This is a genomic window from Halobacillus sp. BAB-2008 (assembly GCF_000328325.1).
GTDB lineage: Bacteria > Bacillota > Bacilli > Bacillales > Halobacillaceae > Halobacillus.
On sequence record NZ_ANPF01000106.1, the window covers coordinates 1 to 20,393 of the forward strand.

At 45.0% G+C, this 20,393-nt stretch carries 22 protein-coding genes and 1 pseudogene; 4 read left to right on the forward strand and 19 right to left on the reverse strand.

Annotated elements, in window-relative coordinates; genetic code table 11:
* Nucleotides 1-1,789: aconitate hydratase AcnA (acnA, locus tag D479_RS19055; protein ID WP_008640336.1), on the reverse strand; the 1,789-nt coding region annotated here is incomplete at its 3' end.
* Nucleotides 1,790-2,074: 285 nt separating this feature from the next.
* Between acnA and D479_RS19060 the strand changes: the two genes are divergently transcribed.
* Complete coding sequence (locus D479_RS19060; protein ID WP_008640337.1) at nucleotides 2,075-2,503, forward strand: DUF2621 domain-containing protein; 429 nt, start codon at nucleotides 2,075-2,077, stop codon at nucleotides 2,501-2,503.
* Nucleotides 2,504-2,520: 17 nt separating this feature from the next.
* Here D479_RS19060 and D479_RS19065 read toward each other — a convergent pair whose 3' ends face one another.
* The 8 genes and pseudogenes from D479_RS19065 to D479_RS19100 form a co-directional block, all read right to left on the reverse strand.
* On the reverse strand, nucleotides 2,521-3,003 hold the full coding sequence (locus tag D479_RS19065; RefSeq protein ID WP_008640338.1) for a cytochrome c biogenesis protein CcdC: 483 nt from the start codon (nucleotides 3,001-3,003) through the stop codon (nucleotides 2,521-2,523).
* Nucleotides 3,004-3,052: 49 nt separating this feature from the next.
* Nucleotides 3,053-3,502 (reverse strand): Na(+)/H(+) antiporter subunit B, encoded by a 450-nt coding sequence (locus D479_RS19070; protein ID WP_008640345.1) that lies wholly within the window; start codon nucleotides 3,500-3,502, stop codon nucleotides 3,053-3,055.
* A gap of 67 nt (nucleotides 3,503-3,569) precedes the next feature.
* The gene (locus tag D479_RS19075; protein WP_008640346.1) at nucleotides 3,570-4,274 is read right to left on the reverse strand and encodes a cytochrome c biogenesis protein CcdA; all 705 of its coding nucleotides are present in this window, start codon (nucleotides 4,272-4,274) and stop codon (nucleotides 3,570-3,572) included.
* A gap of 139 nt (nucleotides 4,275-4,413) precedes the next feature.
* Nucleotides 4,414-4,632, reverse strand: coding sequence for a YneF family protein (locus tag D479_RS19080; protein ID WP_181471720.1), 219 nt, complete (start codon nucleotides 4,630-4,632; stop codon nucleotides 4,414-4,416).
* 79 nt (nucleotides 4,633-4,711) lie between these two features.
* Nucleotides 4,712-5,128: a sporulation inhibitor of replication protein SirA gene (gene sirA / locus D479_RS19085; RefSeq protein ID WP_008640350.1), complete on the reverse strand. Its 417-nt coding sequence runs from the start codon at nucleotides 5,126-5,128 to the stop codon at nucleotides 4,712-4,714.
* 158 nt (nucleotides 5,129-5,286) lie between these two features.
* A complete protein-coding gene (gene tkt / locus D479_RS19090; protein WP_008640352.1) occupies nucleotides 5,287-7,290 on the reverse strand; it encodes a transketolase in 2,004 nt (667 codons plus the stop codon).
* Between the two features lie 171 nt (nucleotides 7,291-7,461).
* Nucleotides 7,462-7,695, reverse strand: coding sequence for a DUF896 domain-containing protein (locus D479_RS19095; protein WP_008640353.1), 234 nt, complete (start codon nucleotides 7,693-7,695; stop codon nucleotides 7,462-7,464).
* Nucleotides 7,696-7,796: 101 nt separating this feature from the next.
* Nucleotides 7,797-8,457: pseudogene (locus D479_RS19100) on the reverse strand (recombinase family protein).
* Between the two features lie 291 nt (nucleotides 8,458-8,748).
* On the opposite strand from D479_RS19100, the gene lexA reads away from it, so the two are divergent.
* On the forward strand, nucleotides 8,749-9,372 hold the full coding sequence (gene lexA / locus D479_RS19105) for a transcriptional repressor LexA (RefSeq protein ID WP_008640358.1): 624 nt from the start codon (nucleotides 8,749-8,751) through the stop codon (nucleotides 9,370-9,372).
* A gap of 23 nt (nucleotides 9,373-9,395) precedes the next feature.
* On the opposite strand, the gene D479_RS20505 is transcribed toward lexA, so the two are convergent.
* The 3 genes from D479_RS20505 to D479_RS21260 form a co-directional block, all read right to left on the reverse strand.
* Nucleotides 9,396-9,629 carry a hypothetical protein gene (locus D479_RS20505; RefSeq protein WP_152413438.1) on the reverse strand — a complete coding sequence of 78 codons (234 nt, stop codon included), beginning with the start codon at nucleotides 9,627-9,629 and terminating at the stop codon, nucleotides 9,396-9,398.
* Between the two features lie 81 nt (nucleotides 9,630-9,710).
* A complete protein-coding gene (locus D479_RS20060) occupies nucleotides 9,711-10,820 on the reverse strand; it encodes an N-acetylmuramoyl-L-alanine amidase (RefSeq protein ID WP_008640359.1) in 1,110 nt (369 codons plus the stop codon).
* A gap of 210 nt (nucleotides 10,821-11,030) precedes the next feature.
* On the reverse strand, nucleotides 11,031-11,939 hold the full coding sequence (locus D479_RS21260) for a methyl-accepting chemotaxis protein (protein ID WP_008640363.1): 909 nt from the start codon (nucleotides 11,937-11,939) through the stop codon (nucleotides 11,031-11,033).
* A gap of 318 nt (nucleotides 11,940-12,257) precedes the next feature.
* Here D479_RS21260 and D479_RS19120 point away from each other — a divergent pair, with 318 nt between their 5' ends.
* Nucleotides 12,258-12,449, forward strand: coding sequence for a hypothetical protein (locus D479_RS19120; RefSeq protein WP_008640364.1), 192 nt, complete (start codon nucleotides 12,258-12,260; stop codon nucleotides 12,447-12,449).
* 624 nt (nucleotides 12,450-13,073) lie between these two features.
* Here D479_RS19120 and glnA read toward each other — a convergent pair.
* The 7 genes from glnA to miaA all read right to left on the reverse strand — a co-directional run bounded on the left by glnA (nucleotide 13,074) and on the right by miaA (nucleotide 19,792).
* Nucleotides 13,074-14,405 carry a type I glutamate--ammonia ligase gene (gene glnA / locus D479_RS19125; protein ID WP_008640365.1) on the reverse strand — a complete coding sequence of 444 codons (1,332 nt, stop codon included), beginning with the start codon at nucleotides 14,403-14,405 and terminating at the stop codon, nucleotides 13,074-13,076.
* Nucleotides 14,406-14,426: 21 nt separating this feature from the next.
* Nucleotides 14,427-14,831, reverse strand: a complete 405-nt coding sequence (locus D479_RS19130; RefSeq protein WP_008640366.1) for a MerR family transcriptional regulator — start codon at nucleotides 14,829-14,831, stop codon at nucleotides 14,427-14,429.
* 114 nt (nucleotides 14,832-14,945) lie between these two features.
* Nucleotides 14,946-16,193: a methionine gamma-lyase family protein gene (locus D479_RS19135; protein ID WP_008640367.1), complete on the reverse strand. Its 1,248-nt coding sequence runs from the start codon at nucleotides 16,191-16,193 to the stop codon at nucleotides 14,946-14,948.
* 18 nt (nucleotides 16,194-16,211) lie between these two features.
* Nucleotides 16,212-17,441, reverse strand: coding sequence for a GTPase HflX (gene hflX / locus D479_RS19140; protein WP_008640368.1), 1,230 nt, complete (start codon nucleotides 17,439-17,441; stop codon nucleotides 16,212-16,214).
* Between the two features lie 75 nt (nucleotides 17,442-17,516).
* Nucleotides 17,517-18,458, reverse strand: coding sequence for an AAA family ATPase (locus D479_RS19145; protein ID WP_008640369.1), 942 nt, complete (start codon nucleotides 18,456-18,458; stop codon nucleotides 17,517-17,519).
* A 134-nt stretch (nucleotides 18,459-18,592) separates the two neighbouring features.
* Complete coding sequence (hfq, locus tag D479_RS19150) at nucleotides 18,593-18,817, reverse strand: RNA chaperone Hfq (RefSeq protein ID WP_008640370.1); 225 nt, start codon at nucleotides 18,815-18,817, stop codon at nucleotides 18,593-18,595.
* Nucleotides 18,818-18,862: 45 nt separating this feature from the next.
* The gene (gene miaA / locus D479_RS19155; protein WP_008640372.1) at nucleotides 18,863-19,792 is read right to left on the reverse strand and encodes a tRNA (adenosine(37)-N6)-dimethylallyltransferase MiaA; all 930 of its coding nucleotides are present in this window, start codon (nucleotides 19,790-19,792) and stop codon (nucleotides 18,863-18,865) included.
* A gap of 189 nt (nucleotides 19,793-19,981) precedes the next feature.
* Here miaA and D479_RS19160 point away from each other — a divergent pair, with 189 nt between their 5' ends.
* Complete coding sequence (locus D479_RS19160) at nucleotides 19,982-20,341, forward strand: helix-turn-helix transcriptional regulator (RefSeq protein WP_008640373.1); 360 nt, start codon at nucleotides 19,982-19,984, stop codon at nucleotides 20,339-20,341.
* Nucleotides 20,342-20,393 lie beyond the last annotated feature (52 nt).

Genomic DNA, 20,393 nt, shown 5'->3' on the forward strand with positions numbered 1-20,393 from the left:
AGATGTCGTTGAAATAGACGTCTTTACCATCTTTATCCTTACCGATCGGATCATTCTTAAGATCGATATCAACCGTACCTGCAAGTGCATAAGCGACAACAAGCGGTGGTGATGCCAGGTAGTTCGCTTTTACAAGCGGGTGGATACGTCCTTCAAAGTTACGGTTACCGGAAAGAACGGAGGAAACCGTCAAATCACTGTCCGCAATCGCTTTTTCGATTTCCGGAAGAAGTGGACCAGAGTTACCGATACATGTCGTACATCCGTAACCGACAAGGTTAAATCCAAGCTGGTTCAAGTACTGCATTAATCCGGAATCATCCAGATAACGCGTTACTACCTTCGAACCGGGTGCAAGAGAAGTCTTCACGTAATCCGGAACTTCCAGACCCTTTTCTACGGCTTTTTTAGCTACTAATCCAGCCCCCAGCATAACGTGTGGGTTGGACGTGTTCGTACAGGATGTAATAGCAGCAATCGCAATAGCACCTGTCTTCATTGTTGACGTATCGCCATTTTCGAACTTGATCTCTGCTTTCTTATCAAATTCGGACTTATCCAACCCGAAACCGTGGTTTCCGGATGGACCAGTGATCGCCTGCTCAAAAGATTCCTTCATTTTGGAAAGTGGAATCAAATCTTGTGGACGCTTCGGCCCGGAAAGGTTCGGCTCCAAATCTCCGAGATCGATTTCAACCAATGAAGTGAATTCCGGATCTTCAAGGGATGGATCGTACCAAAGATTGTTCTTCTTGCAGTATTCTTCAACGATTTGGATCTGCTCTTCGCTGCGGCCGGTCAAGCGAAGGTATTCCAACGCTTCTCCATCTACAGGGAAGAATCCACATGTCGCACCATATTCAGGAGCCATGTTGGAGATCGTCGCACGATCAGCCAGCGGCATTTCCTGAAGACCAGGTCCGAAGAATTCAACAAATTTACCAACGACGTTCTGTTCACGAAGCTTCTGAGTGACTTTCAGTGCCAGGTCAGTAGCCGTTGTTCCTTGTGGGAAGCTGCCGTTCAGTTTCACACCAATTACTTCCGGAGCAGGGAAATAAGAAGGTTGTCCGAGCATCCCGGCTTCTGCTTCGATTCCTCCGACACCCCATCCTAGTACTCCAAGACCATTGATCATCGTCGTATGTGAGTCGGTTCCGACAAGTGTATCCGGGTAAGTATCATAAGTACCGTCCTCGTTCTCAAGAGCGTGGACAACGTTTGCGATGTATTCAAGGTTAACCTGGTGTACAATTCCTGTTGCAGGTGGAACAGCACGGTAATTATCAAATGCCTTCTGTGCCCAGTGAAGGAATTCGTAGCGTTCTTCATTACGTTCAAATTCAAGTTCCATGTTTACATTCAAGGAATCAGCAGTACCATACTTATCGACTTGTACAGAGTGATCAATTACAAGATCGACAGGTACTTCCGGGTTGATTTTATCCGGGCTGCCACCCATGTCCACCATCGCTTTTCTCAAAGAGGCGAGGTCAACGACTGCCGGTACTCCGGTGAAGTCCTGCAGAATTACACGGGAAGGTTTGAATGGTACGTCTTCCCCTTTTGATTTTTCAGTTCCCCAATGCGCAAGACTCTCTACGTGTGCATCAGCGATTACGCGTCCGTCGTGTTGACGAAGCAGAGATTCAAGTAGGATACGGATCGAGAAAGGTAGACGGGAAATCTTACCGTGTCCCGCTTCTTCTAAGGCTTTCAAGTCATAATAGTTGTACGTTTTGCCATTAAGGTCAAATTGTTTGCGAGCATTAAAAGCATTGCTAGCCATGTTCCTTGTTACCCCCTCATCAATATTCAAATGGTGTCACCGTTCGACCGGCTTCTCCATTCCCCAAATTTGTATATTTGTGACCTATATTTGTAATAGATTCACAAATCTGCAATCTTTATTGTAAATGAAAACGATTTATAAGTAAAATGAATAAACGCAAATTTTTCTGAATTCGACAAATTTTATAACCAAAGACCCTTCAGGAGCGCTATTGTAATTAGATGTCTGAACTTTTATAATATAGTCATCGATACCTACCAATAAATTGAAACAGGTGATCAAATGTCAGGTGGATTCGCTTTATTTATTATCGGGTGGATCGTAGTCATGGTCGGACTTATGAGTATCGGCGGTTTTTTCATGTTCCGCAAATTTCTGAAAAGAATGCCGAAAGAAGACGGAAAGTCAGCTATTGACTGGGAGGAGTACTATGTTGACGAGACAAGACACATGTGGAGTGATGAACATAAGTTGCTGCTGGAGGAGCTTGTCTCCCCCGTTCCAGAATTGTTTCGTGACGTTGCACGCCAGAAGATAGCAGGAAGAATTGGGGAAATTGCTATACAGAAGAAAAAAAAGAAAATAACTCAGGACATTTTGATTGAAGGGTATATACTGGCAACTCCAAAAAGGGACCATAAATTTCTCGTCAAGAAACTGAAGGAAAAAGAAATCGACATCCGCCCTTATCAAACCTTATTGGAACCATAAAAAAAGGACCCGGCATTTTATGCCAGGTCCTTTCCTCTATCCAGTTTTTTCTCCAACTGCAGATACTGCCTGAGCATGGCGAGCCTCCACGTGAAGATCATTCCAAAAGCGAGAAGGAAGAACATACCGCTTGTTTCCCCGAGAGGGATATGCTGTCCGACAACCAGTTTGAAAATGATTCGGACAATTAGAAGCCCGAAAAGAATGAATGCAAAGGCTTTCGAGGGTACTAAAAAAATCTGATCTCCCCTTATTTCGAACTTGGAGGAGCGGATCAGGAAAACAGAGAACAACATCCCGATCAAAAGCGCTTCTGCTACCTGTGCCCACTCCACCCGAAATACAGGAAATACAAACATAAGCGCCCCGGTGCTCATAAAAAAGGGCGGCAGAATAATTTTTTTAATGCTGGCCGGCTGCTTGGAAGCCCGGAGTCGGACAAATATCATGGCAACAGCCATACCAGCAGCCGCAACCGTACTTGCAATTAACCAGAACATACCGATTCACACTTTCTTTATTTCGTCCCCGACTGCGCTGGTAAACGAATTAATCCAATGCTTCTTCCGCTTCTTCCCTGTCGTTGGCGATGGTTAAAATGATTGTCATCGTCACCCCTACAACGGCCAAGTAAACACCTAAGTCAAAGAGGATAGCCGTAGCCAAGTGTGTTTCCCCTAAGATCGGCAGATGAAAATAAGCGTCTGTATGGCTGAGAAAAGGTACATTGAAAAGAAAAGAACCTGCCCCTGTAGCAAGGGCGATAATCAATCCAACAGGAATGACGTAACGGAAATTGACCGGTAGTATCTTTTCCATGGCACGTATACCATAAGCCATATACATAAGGACGATAGCAGCAGAAGTCATCAGACCACCGATGAATCCTCCCCCAGGCTTATTGTGGCCCGCAAAGAATAGATACACGGAAAAGCCGAGCAGTATGAAGGCGATCAATGTTGTTGTGGTTCTTAGAATGATGTCGTTCGTTCGAGTCATACGAATGCTCCTTTGTCTTTTATTCAAGTACTTTCATGATAATACAAAAACAGCAGAAAATCCATGATCAGAAACCTTGGAATCCGAAGAAGCCGGCAAGGTAGGAAGTAAGCTTCGTCATCCAGTTAAAATAGAGCGCAATCCCTACCGCTATCATTACATATCCGCCTGCCTTTACGATTCCCGCACTGTGTCGTTTAATCCAACCCAGTTTGCCGACAAAGAAAGACAGCAGGAGAAATGGGATGGAGAAACCGAGGGAATAGGCAACCATCATGACTAAAAACAAGTCCGGAGAGTCAGCTGCGAGCGACAAAACACCGGCAAGAATCGGCCCCGTACAGGGCGTCCATCCCAGCGAAAAGGCTAAACCAATTAAAAAGCTTCCCGCATACCCGGAAGGACGGTTCTTGAACGCTATTTTGCGATCCTTCATTAAAAAACGAAAATTAAAAACGCCGATAATGACGAAACCAAAGAAAATGATAAGAATTGCTCCTAAGCGACGGATCACGGATTCATTTTGAATGAGAAACTGACCAATAAAACTCCCTGAAAATCCAAGAATCAGAAAAATGGTGGTAAACCCAAGCAAAAACAGTACCGTGTGCAACAGGCTGCGCCTTTTCAACATCCCGTTATCTTCCTTTAATTCATGAACGCTCATCCCGGTTATGTAGGAAAGAAAAGCTGGATACAAAGGAAACACACACGGAGAGATAAACGATAAAAATCCTGCACCAAAAGCGAGAAATACATTGACTTCTGTCATTGGCCCACCCCCCCTTGTTTCTGCCTCGCCTACCATTGTATCAAATAAAAATCCGAAAAACGACGAAAGTGTGTGAACATCTATGGAAGTTTACATAGATAGAGCCTTCTCCCAGACGTCCGGTAGAAGGCTCGATTCATTATTTCATTTGGTTGTTCATGGAACGCATCATCTGATTGATCTTCTTCTGTGAAGGCTTCTGGCCCATCTGCATCATCAGTGTACGTAACATCTGTTCGTTAATTGGCGGGTTTTTCTTTAAATAGTTCATCATGTACCTTCTTGCGATGAAGAAGCCCAGGGCTACACCACCGACAAGAGTCAACAAGGCTATGATGATAACCCATACGATCCCCAGTGTCATGTTTTCGTCTTCCTCCTTCGAATTGTCTCCCATAACAGTATAGTAAAACGTCTATGAGAATACAATAGCCGTTTTAAGAGAAGAGTCTGGCAGAAGGCAGCGGGGCAATCCATCCATAATATTGACCGGACAATTCGATAATAAAGAAAGAATGATCCGTATTCCTTAACGGGTGGAAAACAGAGCTCTCTGCCTGCCAAAGGCTCTCACTGTAATAGAGACAACAATAGTTCTTACTTCTTATTATATCATAGCCGCTCGGTAATTCGAAAAAAGGACGACACAAATCGGCCGTTTTCTTCTCCAAAGACCCTTCCGCAAGGGGAAAATCACAGAATGGAAAAGAATCGACTATGTAAGACAACTGCTTGTAATGAATAACCGGCTCATACTCCTCCACACATTCAAGGAAGAACTGCCTGAGCACTTCTGCTCTATGGTAATACTTTTCCATAATCTCTCTTTTCACGGAAAAAATGATAAACTGCATCGCTATCCTCTCCTTGTGCTTATTATAGAGGGCGCAGGAGGGATATGCTGTCATAATATGAAAGGACAGGCATGGTTATTTTGTCAAAATGACGCTGATTTACATTATGTAAAACAGGAAAGAAGAGAGCTTCCGAAGGCGGAAGCTCTCCCTGTTATTTATTTCATAAGGTTCTCCGCATGTTTCACAACATTTTCTACAGTGAAACCGTAGTTCTTGATTACCGTATCTCCAGGAGCGGAAGCGCCGAACTTGTCGATACCGATAATAGAGCCGTCCAGACCAACATAACGGTCCCAACCAAAGGATGCTCCCATTTCGACAGCAAGACGTTTGCGAACGTTTGAAGGAAGAATTTCTTCTTTGTATTCCTTAGACTGAGCTTCGAAGTGAGTAAAGGACGGTACGCTTACTACGCGGACATCGAATCCTTTTGTCTTCAATTCTTTCTGCGCTTCTACGATCAGCTGAACTTCCGATCCGGAAGCGAGAAGAATTGCATCAGGCTCTTCTTTGTCAGAATCACTAAGGATATAAGCTCCTCGCTTCATACCTTCATATGCTTTCTCTTCCGTTCCTTCAAGTGTAGGAAGGCCTTGACGAGTCAATACGAGTGCTGTAGGCATCGTTTCAGACTCCATCGCAATCTTCCATGCAGCATTCGTTTCGTTTCCATCTGCGGGACGAAGGACTGCAAGATTAGGCATCGCACGAAGAGAAGCAAGCTGCTCCACAGGTTCGTGAGTAGGTCCATCTTCTCCTACTGCTACAGAGTCATGAGTAAGGACGTAGTTTACCGGCAGGTTCATCAAAGCAGATAAACGAACGGCCGGACGCAGGTAATCACTGAACACAAAGAACGTACCGCCATAGATCTTGAGACCTCCGTGGAGGGCAATTCCGTTCATAGCAGCCGCCATAGCGAATTCACGTACACCGAACCAGATGTTTCTTCCGGCATAGTTTTCACGTGTGAAATCTTCTTCTTCTTTGACTGCTGTTTTATTTGATCCTGCAAGGTCGGCACTACCACCGAATAAAGAAGGAACTGTTTTGGATAATGCATTGATCGCATCACCGGATGCCGCACGTGTAGCCGGGCTGTCTTCTCCTACTGTATAAGAAGGAAGCTCTTTGTCCCAGCCTTCCGGAAGCTGACCAGCGATCGCCGTTTCCAATTCTTCGGCAAGCTCTGGATACGCTTCTTTATACTGCTTCATCAGCTCGTTCCATTCCTGCTCTTTCGCTTGACCATTGTCTTGAATTTTCTCTTTGAAGTCTTGATAAACTTCATCCGGTACGTGGAACGGCTCATGCTCCCACTTGTAGAATTCTTTCGTAGCTGTTGTTTCCTCAGCACCAAGTGGCGCGCCGTGAGAAGCGGACTTACCGGATTTGTTCGGTGAACCGAATCCAATGACGGTTTTCACTTCAATCATAGTAGGCTGCTCTTTATTCGCTTTTGCTTTTTCAATTGCTGCTGCAATTTCTTCGGTATCGGTTCCATCTTCAACACGGATGACTTCCCAACCGTAAGCTTCGTAGCGTTTCTCTACGCTTTCGCTGAAGGAACGATCCAGGTCTCCATCAAGAGAGATGTCGTTGGAATCATAAAGCACGATCAATTTCCCAAGACCTAAGTGACCTGCAAGGGAAGCAGATTCCTGAGAAACGCCCTCCATAAGGTCGCCATCTCCGCAAATGGAGAAGGTATAGTGATCGACAACATTGTAATCACCGCGGTTGTACTTAGCAGCAAGGTGTGCTTCTGCCATTGCCATACCGGTCGCCATTGCAAGCCCTTGACCTAGAGGACCAGTTGTAGCTTCGACTCCGTCCGTGTGGCCGTATTCAGGGTGACCAGGAGTTTTAGAATCCCACTGACGGAAGGACTTCAAATCCTCGATGGATACGTCATAACCAGACAGGTGAAGCATGCTGTAAAGAAGCATGGACCCGTGTCCAGCGGATAGGACAAAGCGGTCACGGTCGAACCATTGAGAGTTCTTAGGATTGTGATCCATAAACTTCGTCCAAAGTGTGTAAGCCATTGGAGCTGCTCCCATAGGCATTCCAGGGTGGCCGGAATTAGCTTTTTCTACTGCATCGATAGATAAAGTACGAATAGTATTGATTGATGTTTGTTCAAGGCTGTTAGCCATGTAAACATTCCCCTTTCTGTTAAGGCATATGTACCATGTATTATCCTATAATGAAATTACATTTGAGACAAGCGCCAGGACTCAATAAAACCGTGACCGTTCTAATTTTCCCTGAATAAACAAAATTAAACAAAGAAGCCGCACGCTTTATGGCTAAGCGTGCGGAGGAAGTTAATTTTTCTTCTCATTCTTCTGCATCTGTTTCAATTTTGCCGGTGTCACGTCGTTTCCTTCTGGATCTACAACCGTTACACCCTTCAATTGGTTCTTAAACGATTTGCGGGCGTTTTTCAAGTATTCCTGTCTGAGCGTTTTCTGCTCTGCTTTTTCGGAATCTGTCAAATCCACCTGCTTGGATTTATTGGCCAACTCATTAATTCGCTTGATTTTCTCTTGGGATAACATATGATCCTGCTCCTTTTTATTAGTGATCGATAAGCAGACGATGGTACATAAAACGGAAAAAGACAAGCAGCCTTCAGACCCTTGTCTATCGTCTATTTATATTACAGTTCTTCCGTCTCCTTTTCAAGCGATAGGTATTCTTTATACCTTCTATGTACGGTCGCTTTAGAAACGTCATATCCCAGTCCTCGAAGCGTCGCTGCGATATCTTTAAATGTCAAATCATTATTGCGAAGTCGCACAACCTCTTCAATTGGAAAATGGAGTCGTTCACGGCCCGGAGCCATATGTCTGTTGGATAAATTTTCAGAAGGGTCATATCCTTCTGCTACAGCTTTCTTCATTCCTCTTCGTATTTTCATATTGTGGATTTTCCGCTGATACTCCTCCACAATCCCAACGATCTGAAGCACCATAGAATCCGACTCGGAAATCTGAAGTTCGCCTTCATGAGTAAGGGAATAAACCTTAACCCCAAGCCTGTTAAGCTGATGGAAAAGGGCTATCTTCGTATTCCCTCTTCCGAGCCTCGTCTCATCCTGAATCAGCAATGCATCCGCCTGTCTTGAAGAAAGGTACTCCAAAACAGAAAAAAATACCTTCTCTTTCTATTTCGTAGCCGCTTGCCTGTTCTTCAATGCAATCGACAATTTCCAACCCGTGATTTTCTGCCATGGCAGTCAATTCCGCCCTCTGGCGTTTTAACGATGAGATCTGCGCCTCTTTTTCCGTGCTGACGCGGCAGTACAAGACAACCTTCATCTACAATAAACCCCTCTCTTATCCGCTCGTTACCATAGAATAATAGAGAAAAGCGAAGCTGACAACAAACAAAATGATGTACGTGACGTCCAGTTTGGATAGTTTATTGAACATGTGAACCCCTCCATATTAAGAACGAACGTTCCTAAGAACCTGTGTTCGCATTTGATATTTTTAATTATATACGAATGTACGTTCCTGTCAACGACTTTTTTCGAACGCTTGTTTGTGTTTTTTTGCCCTCCATGGTACAATGTGGTTACTATAATCCTATGTACGAGGTGCTAATCTATGAATAAACTTTCCAAGCGGCAGCAAGAAATACTAGATTTCATAAAAGAACAGGTAGTGTTAAAAGGGTATCCACCATCCGTTAGGGAAATCGGACAGTCTGTGGGTCTTGCTTCCAGCTCGACTGTGCACGGACACTTATCAAGGCTTGAGAAAAAAGGCTTTATCCGTCGGGACCCTACGAAACCGCGGGCAATTGAAGTTATTGAATTAGAAGAGGATCACAGTATTCCCAGAAGCGAGGTCGCCTATGCCCCTGTGATCGGTAAGGTCACAGCAGGGTCTCCCATCACCGCTGTCGAAAATATTGAAGAGTACGTTCCACTCCCGGATACGCTTGCAGGAACGGACGACAACACATTTGTGCTCATCGTACAGGGAGAGAGTATGATAGAAGCAGGAATCCTGGACGGAGATATGGTAGTAGTCAGACAGCAGCAGACAGCTCAGAACGGTGACATTGTCGTCGCTATGACAGAGGAAGAAGAAGCTACGGTGAAACGCTTCTTCAAAGAAAAGAACCACATCAGGCTTCAGCCGGAAAATGCGACAATGGAACCGATTATACTAAATGATGTTTCCATTTTAGGACGAGTTGTCGGTTTATACCGGACGGTGCATTAAAATAGAAAGAAGCGGCGGCCGTTTTAAGCCCCGCTTCTTTTCTCTGTTCCTTTATTTTTACGAAAAACTGCCACGGCAAGAATTCCATCCCATCTGAACGTTCTTACTTGTTTCCGTGTATAACAATAAGCCACGCAACAGGCTTCCTCCATCCTTATAACTCGAATTAATCGTTGAGAAATAGATTGATCACGGGCATGATAAATAATTTCCAACGGTAAATGCTCTATCATAGAACGGTTTAATAATTGGTGCATACGCATCACCTCATTACGAACATTTGTTCTTTTATTGTATGAAGAATGACGCTGAAAGTATACCGGGAAATCCTGGGCCGTTCATCGTTTTAAATAATTTTCGATCTTTCGGGCTGTCTCCAGACGCGTCGCTCCGGATAGATCAACAAAATTGGACCCTTTTAAGCCAGCCGTTCCCCCACCGGCAACGATTATCTTTTTAGCCACTTGGCGCCTCTCTGCCGTACGCCTTAACGCAATCATTGCATTTTCCCGAATAGCAAGTGTCTCCACAGCAGGGAAATCAGCAAATGAATTGATGACAACTGCAACCTCTTCCATTTCATCATCCTCCATTTTTTTGAGGGCTTCTTCCATTGCCCTTTTTGTATTTGGCCCATAATATCCATCGACTGTTAAACCCTGATCCCTCTGAAAAGCTTTGACAGCTGTCTCTGTAGCTGGACCGAAGGAACCATCGGCCCCGTAGCCTCCCATGGAATAGCCCAATTTCAATAAATTGCGCTGCAGCACACGTACCGCTTCTCCCGTATCCCCAAGAGAAAGGTAATTTTTGTCGATCGTTTCACCGACTCCTTTAAAAGCCACACCGAAGTACTCACAGATTCCCTGCGCGTGTTCCTTTGCTACTTCTTGTTGAAAAGCTTCATTAATCATTAACAATGCCTCACGTTTGTTATCCATGTAACCGTTCTCGGTCAGAATTGCCGGCATGTCTGTTTCTCTCAACACATGAAAATTGGCTTCTTTTACACCGCGCCAGTTCTGTTGCGTCCCTCGCCGTAAATACTTGCCGACAAGCGCTGCCAATCTGCCAGCCTCCCGATTCAAAGAACCCGGATACACATATACTTCAATTCCGCTGGGATCTGATCCACCGAAAGAACCGTCAAATGCGTTGTAATGCACGGACACGTAAATATCTGCATTGTACCTGTTCGCTTCTGCTGTTCTTGTCGTAAGAGGGGTATCCGCATCTGTGGGTGCAACAAGCAGCACACGGAAGCCATGGTATAAAAGAATATCTGAGAGATAAGCAACGACCTTTCTATTAAACTCATTCTCTTTAATTTGACGCCCCAGCTCAGGTATATACGGCGTTCTCTTCCCAGGAGTCTCCATCCCATGTCCATCATCCAAAGCAACCAACCTGCCGTTCCAGCTTCCGCTTGGATAGACTAATCTTGCCATAATGATCTCCTTTACTAATCTATTAATTTCCTTTGCAAATATTTAGCAATAGTAACTACTTCTATGTAACAAGATTATGCTCACTCTTGTCCTTTGGTTCCATTTTGCCGCAACATAGGGCACATATATCCGCTTCTGTCCCTTACTAAAGCCCAAAAATCATACAAAAGGAGCGCTCCGTTCTGTTCACGGCCGCTCCCTTATATCTATCTATATAATTTCTTGCAAGTGATTGGCTCTTACCTCCAACTCTTCCCCGTCTCCGACAAGCTCATGATAAATCTCACTTGCAGACTTAATTTGTGATAAAGCAGCCTCCACATCTTTTTGTATCTTCACCGTTCCCTTTGTGATATTTTCTATTTCATTAGTAATGCTTTCTACATTTTCATTCACTTCGCTGATGGATTTTTCCACTTTATTCGATAATTTACGCACTTCTTTTGCAACGACATCGAATCCTCTCCCATGCTCTCCCGCACGCGCAGCTTCAATTGCGGCGTTTAATGACAACAAGTTTGTCTGAGAAGCAATATCACGAATGGTCTTAACCACTCCCTGGATCTTAGTTGTTTGAATACCAAGCTCCCCAAGCGTTTCCGTGTTTTCAGAAGATATCGAAGAAATCTGATCTACTCTGTCACTTAAATCATTCTGAAAGGCTAATCCTTGGACCGCCTTTTCATTTAATGTGTAAGACATATCCTTCAACCTGCCGACAAGATCCTGAAGTCCCTGCTGCCGCTCTGATATGTCTGTTGCAACTTTTAATATTCCACTGACCATTCCATTCTCCCATACAGGCATGTAGGTTGCTTCCAGCCAAATTTCTGCTCCTCGCCTGTTCTTTCTGAGAATTTTATTCTGAAAACTCTTCCCGGTTCTCAAATTTTCCCAAAAAAGCAGATACTCTGCACTTTCAGAAAAGTTCCGGAAACAGAACTCCTTATGATCCTTCCCTATAATTTCCCGGTTCGAGTTGTACCCCATTGTATCAGCAAACCGATCATTGACATAACGCACCTTGCGATCAGTTCCAAAATATATCATCGCCAAATTATCGTTGATGGATCGAAACAAGCGCTCTTCTATAACATCTCTATCTGCTGCACTAACCATTTCATTCCCCTTACTCTTTATTTATTTTGTTTCTTTCGTATAGGTATTTTACCCTATTCAAAAAACTAAAAACCACCCCGGGTACATTATTACCACTTGAATGCTCTCCGTCTAAGACCAAAACCAGACATCTTTATGGACGGAAGAATCAGCATAGGAGGTTTTCTATTTGTAAGCATACCTCTTTTATGTGAAAACGGATGTAATAAAAGCTATAGAACAAAAACAATCAGAATAGTTAAATAAAACTATTCTGAGGAAGTTAATCATTTTATACCGTATAATAATATTCAAATCCAGGCATTAAGGAGGGATAGTGTGGATAAGTTAATGGATAAGTTAATTCGTTTGTATGACGATATCGACGGGGATCGCACGAATGACGAACAACTCAAGTTAATGGATGAAATGCTTCGTCGTATAAGGGAATTAAAACAAATAAATGAAACGTTACAGGCTCAAGTGGATACTTACGAAGATTTGATTATAAGATTAATAAAAGAAGGCTAAGCGGTCATTCCTTCTCACTGAGGTAAGAATCTCCCGGAGCGAAGGCTCAGGGGGAATGGAAGCAACACAATCCAGTCAAACACGGCGTAAACAAACGTTCGTAAACATACTCTACGTAACTAACGTTGTTCATTTAAGAAAACTTTAGATTATGGAGGATGCAGGGAATGGCTGATTCACTTGTTGATTTTAGTTTCCCTCATCGCTTCTATATAATTTCAAACTCAAATAGCCTCAGGGACTAATACAATCCCCCCCATTTTCCCTGTATCTTTAAAATATGTCTGGGTTCCCCTGGCTTCTTCCAGAGGAAATGTACGATCAAATACCGGCTTAATTCTTCCTGACGCTAAGTTGAAAATATGATTATGATATGTGCTTCTTTTTTCCCTAACCTACCTTTTATTTCCTCACCCTCAGCATAACGAAAGGCTTCTGGAAATCAGCTTATAAGAATTACTATAAATAATATTGCAGGGCGCTCTCACATCCCTGTAGGCATTCAACTTCCAGATGTACTGTCATTCATCAACCTGCACCTTTTAAAGGTTAAACATATGTAAACCCACTTGGATCTTGCATATAAAAAAACCCCGAGGCTTAGAGCCCCAAGGGTTTTAAGGTTTAATACGTTTGCAGATATTGCTCTCTTTCCCACGGATGAACCTGTGTGCGGAACATATCCCATTCGATTTCCTTTGCTTCAATGAAGTGTTCGAAAAGGTGCTCTCCAAGAGCTTCCACCATGATCGAATCTTTTTGCAGCTCTACAAGGGCATCGTAAAGGGTTGCGGGCAGATCTTTCACACCGTGCGCTTCCCGTTCTTTTTTGTCCATGACATAGATGTTGCGATCAACCGGAGCCGGTGCTTCCAGCTTATTCTTCACCCCATCGAGGCCAGCGGACAACAGGACTGCCATTGCCATATAAGGGTTTGCGGATGGGTCGACACTCCTCACTTCAATTCGCGTGCTCAACCCACGGGATGTAGGTACGCGGACGAGGGGACTGCGGTTTTGTCCGGACCAAGCAACGTAGCAAGGTGCCTCATAGCCAGGAACGAGACGCTTATAGGAGTTTACAGTAGGGTTCGTCACAGCAGTAAAGCTGGTCGCGTGCTTGATGATCCCTGCTGTAAATTGATAAGCGACTTCTGATAACTGGTCTTTTCCGTTTTCGTCGAAGAAGGCATTCCCCTTCTCATTAAACAAAGACATGTTTGCGTGCATACCGGATCCGTTCACGCCGAAGAGCGGCTTAGGCATGAAGGTAGCGTGAAGACCGTGCTTACGCGCAATGGTTTTTACTGCCAATTTAAATGTCTGGATATCGTCACAATGCTTCAGGGCATCGGAATAACGGAAATCAATTTCGTGCTGCCCGGGAGCAACTTCGTGGTGGGATGCTTCAATCTCAAATCCCATTTCTTCCAGCTCTAAGACGATATCACGACGGCAGTTTTCACCGAGATCGGTCGGTGCTAAATCGAAATACCCGCCTTTGTCGTTCAATTCCATCGTGGGTTCGCCTTTTTCATCTAATTTGAAAAGGAAGAATTCCGGCTCTGTACCGATATTAAAAGCGGAGAATCCAAGTTCTTCCATCTTCTTGAGGTTGCGCTTTAAGTTGTAACGCGGGCAACCTTCAAAAGGAGTCTGATCTGGGTTGTAAATATCACAGATGAATCGTGCCACTTTGCCTTTTTCTGAAGACCATGGGAAAACGACGAATGTATCGATGTCAGGTACAAGATACATATCGGATTCCTCGATCCGAACGAATCCTTCAATGGAGGAACCGTCGAACATCATCATGCCGTCCAGCGCTTTGTCCAGCTGGCTCAGTGGAATTTCTACGTTTTTGATCGTACCGAGCATATCCGTAAACTGGAGACGGATAAACCGTACGTTTTCTTCATCGATTTTTTTGTAAATTTCTTCTTTTGTTAAACCCATTGGATTTCCCCCTTGAAACGATTAATGAAAGAACCGGGACATTTCTCCCTGTCTGATTCCTAGCTTGCCTTGTCTTCCCGATGTGAATAGTTCTTGCTGCAGCATACGACGAAGCTCTTTCTCAGTCAGTTCATTATGGACTTCCTTCACTTCTTCTTCATTATATGCTTCATTCTCAGGCTTCTCTTCAAGCTTGAGAACTTTCTTGATCCCCGCCATGTTAACCCCTTGGTCGATGAGGTCCTTGATTTCAAGCAACCGGTCGACATCATTAAAGGAGTATATGCGGCGATTCCCCTCCGACCTGGCCGGATTGATCAGCTTATGCTGCTCATAGTACCGGATCTGCCTCGCAGTCAGATCAGTAAGAGATTGAACAATCCCCATTGGGAACAACGGCATGGAACGACGAATTTCATCACTCATCGATGTGCCCTCCTCCCATAAGAATGATACCTTCATTATACGATACGCAAGGTATATGTCAACATATGTGAGAAATGTTTACACATTAATGTTCCCAATGCTTTGGAAATGCTTTCACACTTTCACCATGCCTTCAGATATAAGCTGGTCCACAGCCTTTTGCACAGCAATTTTCACATGGGCATATGTTAGTCCTCCTTGGACAAATGCTGTGTATGGTGGACGGATCGGTCCGTCTGCTGTAAGTTCGAGACTCGCCCCTTGAATAAAGGTTCCGGCAGCCATAATCACCGGATCTTCATACCCCGGCATAGGACTTGGTTCCGGACGGACATGGGAATTGACAGGAGAAGCTTGTTGAATCGTTTGACAGAACCGTATCATTTGATCGGCTGTATCAAAACTAACCGATTGGATCAAGTCTGTCCTACGGGCATCGAAGGATGGGTTTGTACGGAAACCAAGCTCTGCAAGGAACTTGGCAGTGAAAACCGCTCCTTTCAACGCTTCCCCGACGACATTCGGTGCAAGGAAGATGCCTTGATACATTTCCTGGAGCATATTCAGGCTTGCTCCCGTTTCCTTTCCAAGCCCCGGGGCTGTCAATCGATAGCTGCACTGTTCAATCAATTCTTTACGGCCTGCTATGTACCCGCCGATCCGTGCAATACCACCGCCGGGATTCTTAATTAACGAGCCGGCAATCAGATCCGCTCCCGCCTGAATCGGTTCTTCCCGTTCTACGAATTCTCCGTAGCAATTATCTACAAATACAACGACATCAGGTTTGATGCTTCGCACGTGTTCAATGATGGACCGGATTTCTTCGATTAGGAAAGAGGGCCGGTCCTCATACCCTTTGGAACGCTGGATAGCGACTACTTTTGTATTGGAATGGATCGCGGCTCTTATGCCTTCTCTGTCAAAAGAACCATCCGCCTGAAGCGGCACGGATTTGTATCCGATCCCAAAATCACGGAGCGAACCTTTATCCGTTCCATCCGGACGGCCAATCACTTCATGCAGCGTATCATATGGTTCCCCGGAAATATAAAGCAGTTCATCCTGGGGGCGAAGAACGCCGAACAAGGCGGTCGTTATGGCGTGGGTGCCCGATATGAGTTGAGGCCGCACCAGTGCGTCTTCTGCTTGAAAAATGGCCGCATAGAGCGCTTCGAGGGTGTCACGTCCGAAATCATCATATCCATACCCTGTCGTCGGATGAAAATGGGAATCGCTGACGCGAAGTTCCTGAAAGGCACGAAGCACTTTTTCTTGGTTGTATTCTACAGTGCTTTGAATGGCTTGGTGCTGTAGTTTAATGGTATCTTCTGTTCTTTGTTTCACTTCTTGTACATTCATGTTGACAACTTCCTTACATTATAATATCTGATGTTTTAAAGGATGATCCGGATCAATGAAGCCGTGGAGCGCATACCCTTCCTGATCTTCCTTGAACAGCATGGATGTAACGATACTGGAAGAGCGGAATCGCTGCAGACGTTTTCCATCTGAAGCGGGTATAAACACATCATATTCCACCCAGTCTTCCTTCCATGTATCTTCCACTTTATGAAGCACACGCTTCAAATCGATCGGGTCGTGGACACTGACCGTCAAGGAAGGGTGGCTCGGCGGAATGAAGTCTCCAGTAAGGAGATCTTTTTTATTATATACGGTGACCATCGGCAGCCGGGAAGCCCCCAGTTCTTCCAACAGCTTTCTAACCGTTTTTTCCTGCTGGATATGATCAGGATGAGAGGCATCTACCATGTGCAGAACGAAATCCGCCTCTGTCACCTCTTCCAAGGTGGAACGGAAGGCTGCAATGAGCGTTGTTGGCAGATCCTGAATGAACCCGACTGTATCCGATAAAAGCACACGGAAACCGGATGGGAGGTTCAACTGCCTCGTCAGCGGATCGAGCGTCGCAAACAGTAGATCTTCTTCAAACGACTGGCTTTCTGTCACTCTATTGAAGAAAGTGGACTTCCCCGCATTGGTGTATCCGACAATCGCAATTTGATAGGCACGATTTTCCTTGCGGCGTTTGCGGTACTGCTCCCGTTGTCGTACGACTGTGTCAAGCCTGACTTTAATGTCGTCAATCCGGCGTTGGATATGGCGCCGATCCGTTTCCAACTTCGTTTCTCCCGGCCCACGCGTCCCGATCCCTCCACCGAGACGGGACAGAGCCGTACCTTGACCAGCGAGCCTCGGAAGCAGATATTGCAACTGAGCGAGTTCCACCTGCAACTTCCCTTCCTTCGTTCGGGCACGCCCGGCGAAAATGTCCAGAATGAGCTGGCTGCGGTCAATAACACGACGCTCCACCCGATCGGATATGTTCCTTAACTGACCAGGTGAAAGTTCATCATTGAATATAATTAACTCCGCTTCGGCAGCTTCTGCCTCCAGCTTAATTTCTTCCAATTTCCCTTGCCCCAGATAAGTAGCCGGGTGAACCCGGTCCCTGCTCTGGGTGATGATTTTACAGACTTCTCCACCTGCCGTCTCGGTCAGAGATTGAAGCTCCTGAAGGGAAGACTGAAACCGTTCTTCGTCCGCCCGCGGGTCTTTTCTTGCAACTAAAATCGCTGTCTCTTTCATGCTTTCACCTTCTTTTCTCTATCTATCCCCATCCATCATAACAAAAAGCAGGACCGAATACATGTTTCCCGTAAACTAGTCAATAAAATGAGCTGAAGCATCGAAACAAAAATCAGACGCACCTAAAGTCATCAACGTTTCCTTTTTGTAATCCGTTCCGTTGATGACACGCCACGCCTGCTTCCTGATCGCATCTTCTATCATGTTCCTGACGTAGCGGGCGTTCGAGAAATTTCTCTTTCGTTCGCGGCATACCAGCCGCAGGTGCTGGGAAAGCTTCCTTTCTGCATCGCGAGTCATTCGATAATCGCGGTCCTTGATCATTCCGGAAGCAATCATGGCAAGCTCCTCCGGTTGATAATTCTCGAAAGGCAGCTGAATAGGAAACCTGGAAGCAAGACCCGGGTTTATTGTCAGAAAATCTTCCATTTCTTCCGGATAACCGGCAAGAATGATAATTAACTTATCATGGTGATCTTCCATGCACTTGACCAACGTGTCGATCGCTTCCTTCCCAAAATCCTTTTCTCCCCCGCGCGCTAGAGAATAAGCCTCATCGATAAACAGCACCCCGCCCAGCGCTTTATGAATTAAGTCTTTCGTTTTCTGAGCCGTATGCCCGATATACTCACCGACGAGATCACTTCGATCCGCCTCAATGAAATGCCCTTTTTCGAGAACATCGATTTCATTAAAAAGAGCAGCTACCATCCTGGCCACCGTTGTTTTCCCAGTACCGGGGTTCCCTTTAAACACCATGTGGAGCACTTGGGCACTTGCCTTTAACCCTTCCGCTTCCCTTTTCTTCGCAATCAACACCTGGGCATAAATCTCCTTCACTCTCCGCTTCAGATCTTCCATGCCGATAATAGAGGCGAAATACTCATCAATTCTATGGAAGAGAGGGACGGACTTCTCCACCCTTTTCCCCTTACCAACCGGAACCGTTCTATCTTTTGATTCATGAAGGACGATATTGATCGTGCCGGGTTTCGCTGTTTTCGCTTGCGGTTGCACATGGATCCCTCCTCAATTCCCTTCATCATACGCATCGAAGGAATCCCCTGTGACAAACGCCCAGGAAAAGAAAGCGGGTACCCCGCAATTACCGGGATACCCGCTTTCTGTAACGTTCGACTTTGAAAAGGGTATTACTCTTTATCCAATGAAATGTTCTTGAGCGGAGCGAAGGTGGAAATCGCATGCTTAAAGATAAGCTGCTGCTTCCCTTCCGTCTCCAGAAGCACGGTAAAGTTATCGAACGCTTTCACTACACCTCTCAATTGGAAACCGTTGAGCAGAAAGACGGTCACCTGCATACGTTCTTTTCTTAGTTGGTTTAAATAGTTATCTTGGATATTTACTGTTTGAGCCATGGATCTTCCTCCTCTTTTCTATCTATACTAGTACGTTTCTACGTATTATCGGATCTTTCCTGCTAAATCGGCTAAAATTGTTTCAAATTTCTCTTCGTACGTCTCCGGTGATACTTCATACCAGGAAACGTCCATTTTGTTTTTAAAATAGGTGTATTGCCGTTTAGCGTAACGTCTGGAATTTCTCTTCAGAATGGCAACCGCTTCTTCCAGGGTGCCTTCTCCTTTAAGATATGGAAGGAGCTCTTTGTAGCCGATGGCTTTCATGGATTGAGAATCTTCCAGCCCGTCCTCGAAGAGAGTGCGCACTTCATCAAGAAGCCCTGATGCGATCATGGTATCTACACGTTCATCGATTCTTTGATAAAGACGGGACCTTTCCATTTCGAGTCCAATGAGGAATGGATCAAAAGGAGACTCAGATGCCTGGTTTTGTTGATATTCACTCATCGTCTTCCCTGTTGTTTCATAGAGTTCCAGACCTCTGAGCACCCGGCGCACGTTGTTCGGATGAACAGAAGCTGCATGCGTTGGATCGATTTCTTCCAACCGCTTGTACATATTTTCTTTCCCATGAGCCTCCAACTCCTGTTCGAGTCGTTCCATAACTTCCGGACTTTTCTTTTCCTCTGCAAAATTGAAATCATAAAGCGTTGCTTGTATGTACAGACCCGTCCCACCTACGAGCACAGGAAGCTTTCCACGATTAGTGATGGCATGGATTAAACCATGGACTCTCTGCTGGAATTCCGCCACGGAGAAGCTTTCCTCCGGACCTTTGATATCAATCATATGGTGCGGGATACCTTCCATCTCGTCTTTCGTCACTTTGGCGGTACCGATATCCATCGTCCGGTAAATCTGCATGGAATCACCACTGATCACCTCTCCGTCGAAACGCTTCGCAATCCGCACTCCAAGGTTCGATTTTCCGACGGCTGTCGGGCCAACCACTGATATTACTTTCGGTTTCAAGCCATTACCTCCTAAACAAAGCTGATACCTATTATACAGGAATCCCTACAGAATCATACCTCACGAGCCAAACTAACGGATTTCGTTACACAAACTAACGAGTTCCGTTAGTAATATTCAAAATATTCGTTAGTTTCACTATCGCATCTCGTTAGTATGTGATATAGTATAGGAAAGGAGGCGACTGAATTGGTCCATGAAAGGATTCGTTCGCTTAGAAAGGAAAGACGATTAACGCAGTCGATGCTTGCTGAAAAAGTCGGTGTATCCCCTCAAGTCGTATCAAATTGGGAACGCAATTATACTTCTCCTGATCTGGATGATCTGACGAAGATCGCAAACGCTCTTCATACTACCGCTGATTACCTGCTTGGCTTAAGTGATGAGCAGGAAGATGAAATGCGTGAGATCAAGCAGCTGCTCGAAACGAAAGGTTATAACAAACCCGTTTTCTTTGATAAGAGCGCCTGGTTCGGTATTCAACCGGATGATATTAAACAGATTGATAATTATTTCCGGTTCCTTCTCCAACAAAAAAATATATCCTAACCCTCCCCTACGGGAGCTTAACGAGCTAATCGACAAAATAATGACCGTAATT

Bases quoted from the DNA above. Each gene is read 5' to 3' on its own strand.
- D479_RS19060 (WP_008640337.1), top strand. From the start codon at position 2,075: ATGTCAGGTGGATTCGCTTTATTTATTATCGGGTGGATCGTAGTCATG.
- D479_RS19065 (WP_008640338.1), bottom strand. From the start codon at position 3,003: ATGTTCTGGTTAATTGCAAGTACGGTTGCGGCTGCTGGTATGGCTGTT.
- D479_RS19070 (WP_008640345.1), bottom strand. From the start codon at position 3,502: ATGACTCGAACGAACGACATCATTCTAAGAACCACAACAACATTGATC.
- D479_RS19075 (WP_008640346.1), bottom strand. From the start codon at position 4,274: ATGACAGAAGTCAATGTATTTCTCGCTTTTGGTGCAGGATTTTTATCG.
- sirA (WP_008640350.1), bottom strand. From the start codon at position 5,128: ATGCAGTTTATCATTTTTTCCGTGAAAAGAGAGATTATGGAAAAGTAT.
- tkt (WP_008640352.1), bottom strand. From the start codon at position 7,290: ATGGCTAACAGCCTTGAACAAACATCAATCAATACTATTCGTACTTTA.
- D479_RS19095 (WP_008640353.1), bottom strand. From the start codon at position 7,695: ATGTTATCCCAAGAGAAAATCAAGCGAATTAATGAGTTGGCCAATAAA.
- lexA (WP_008640358.1), top strand. From the start codon at position 8,749: ATGAATAAACTTTCCAAGCGGCAGCAAGAAATACTAGATTTCATAAAA.
- D479_RS20505 (WP_152413438.1), bottom strand. From the start codon at position 9,629: ATGCACCAATTATTAAACCGTTCTATGATAGAGCATTTACCGTTGGAA.
- D479_RS20060 (WP_008640359.1), bottom strand. From the start codon at position 10,820: ATGGCAAGATTAGTCTATCCAAGCGGAAGCTGGAACGGCAGGTTGGTT.
- D479_RS21260 (WP_008640363.1), bottom strand. From the start codon at position 11,939: ATGGTTAGTGCAGCAGATAGAGATGTTATAGAAGAGCGCTTGTTTCGA.
- glnA (WP_008640365.1), bottom strand. From the start codon at position 14,405: ATGGGTTTAACAAAAGAAGAAATTTACAAAAAAATCGATGAAGAAAAC.
- D479_RS19130 (WP_008640366.1), bottom strand. From the start codon at position 14,831: ATGAGTGATGAAATTCGTCGTTCCATGCCGTTGTTCCCAATGGGGATT.
- D479_RS19135 (WP_008640367.1), bottom strand. From the start codon at position 16,193: ATGAATGTACAAGAAGTGAAACAAAGAACAGAAGATACCATTAAACTA.
- hflX (WP_008640368.1), bottom strand. From the start codon at position 17,441: ATGAAAGAGACAGCGATTTTAGTTGCAAGAAAAGACCCGCGGGCGGAC.
- hfq (WP_008640370.1), bottom strand. From the start codon at position 18,817: ATGGCTCAAACAGTAAATATCCAAGATAACTATTTAAACCAACTAAGA.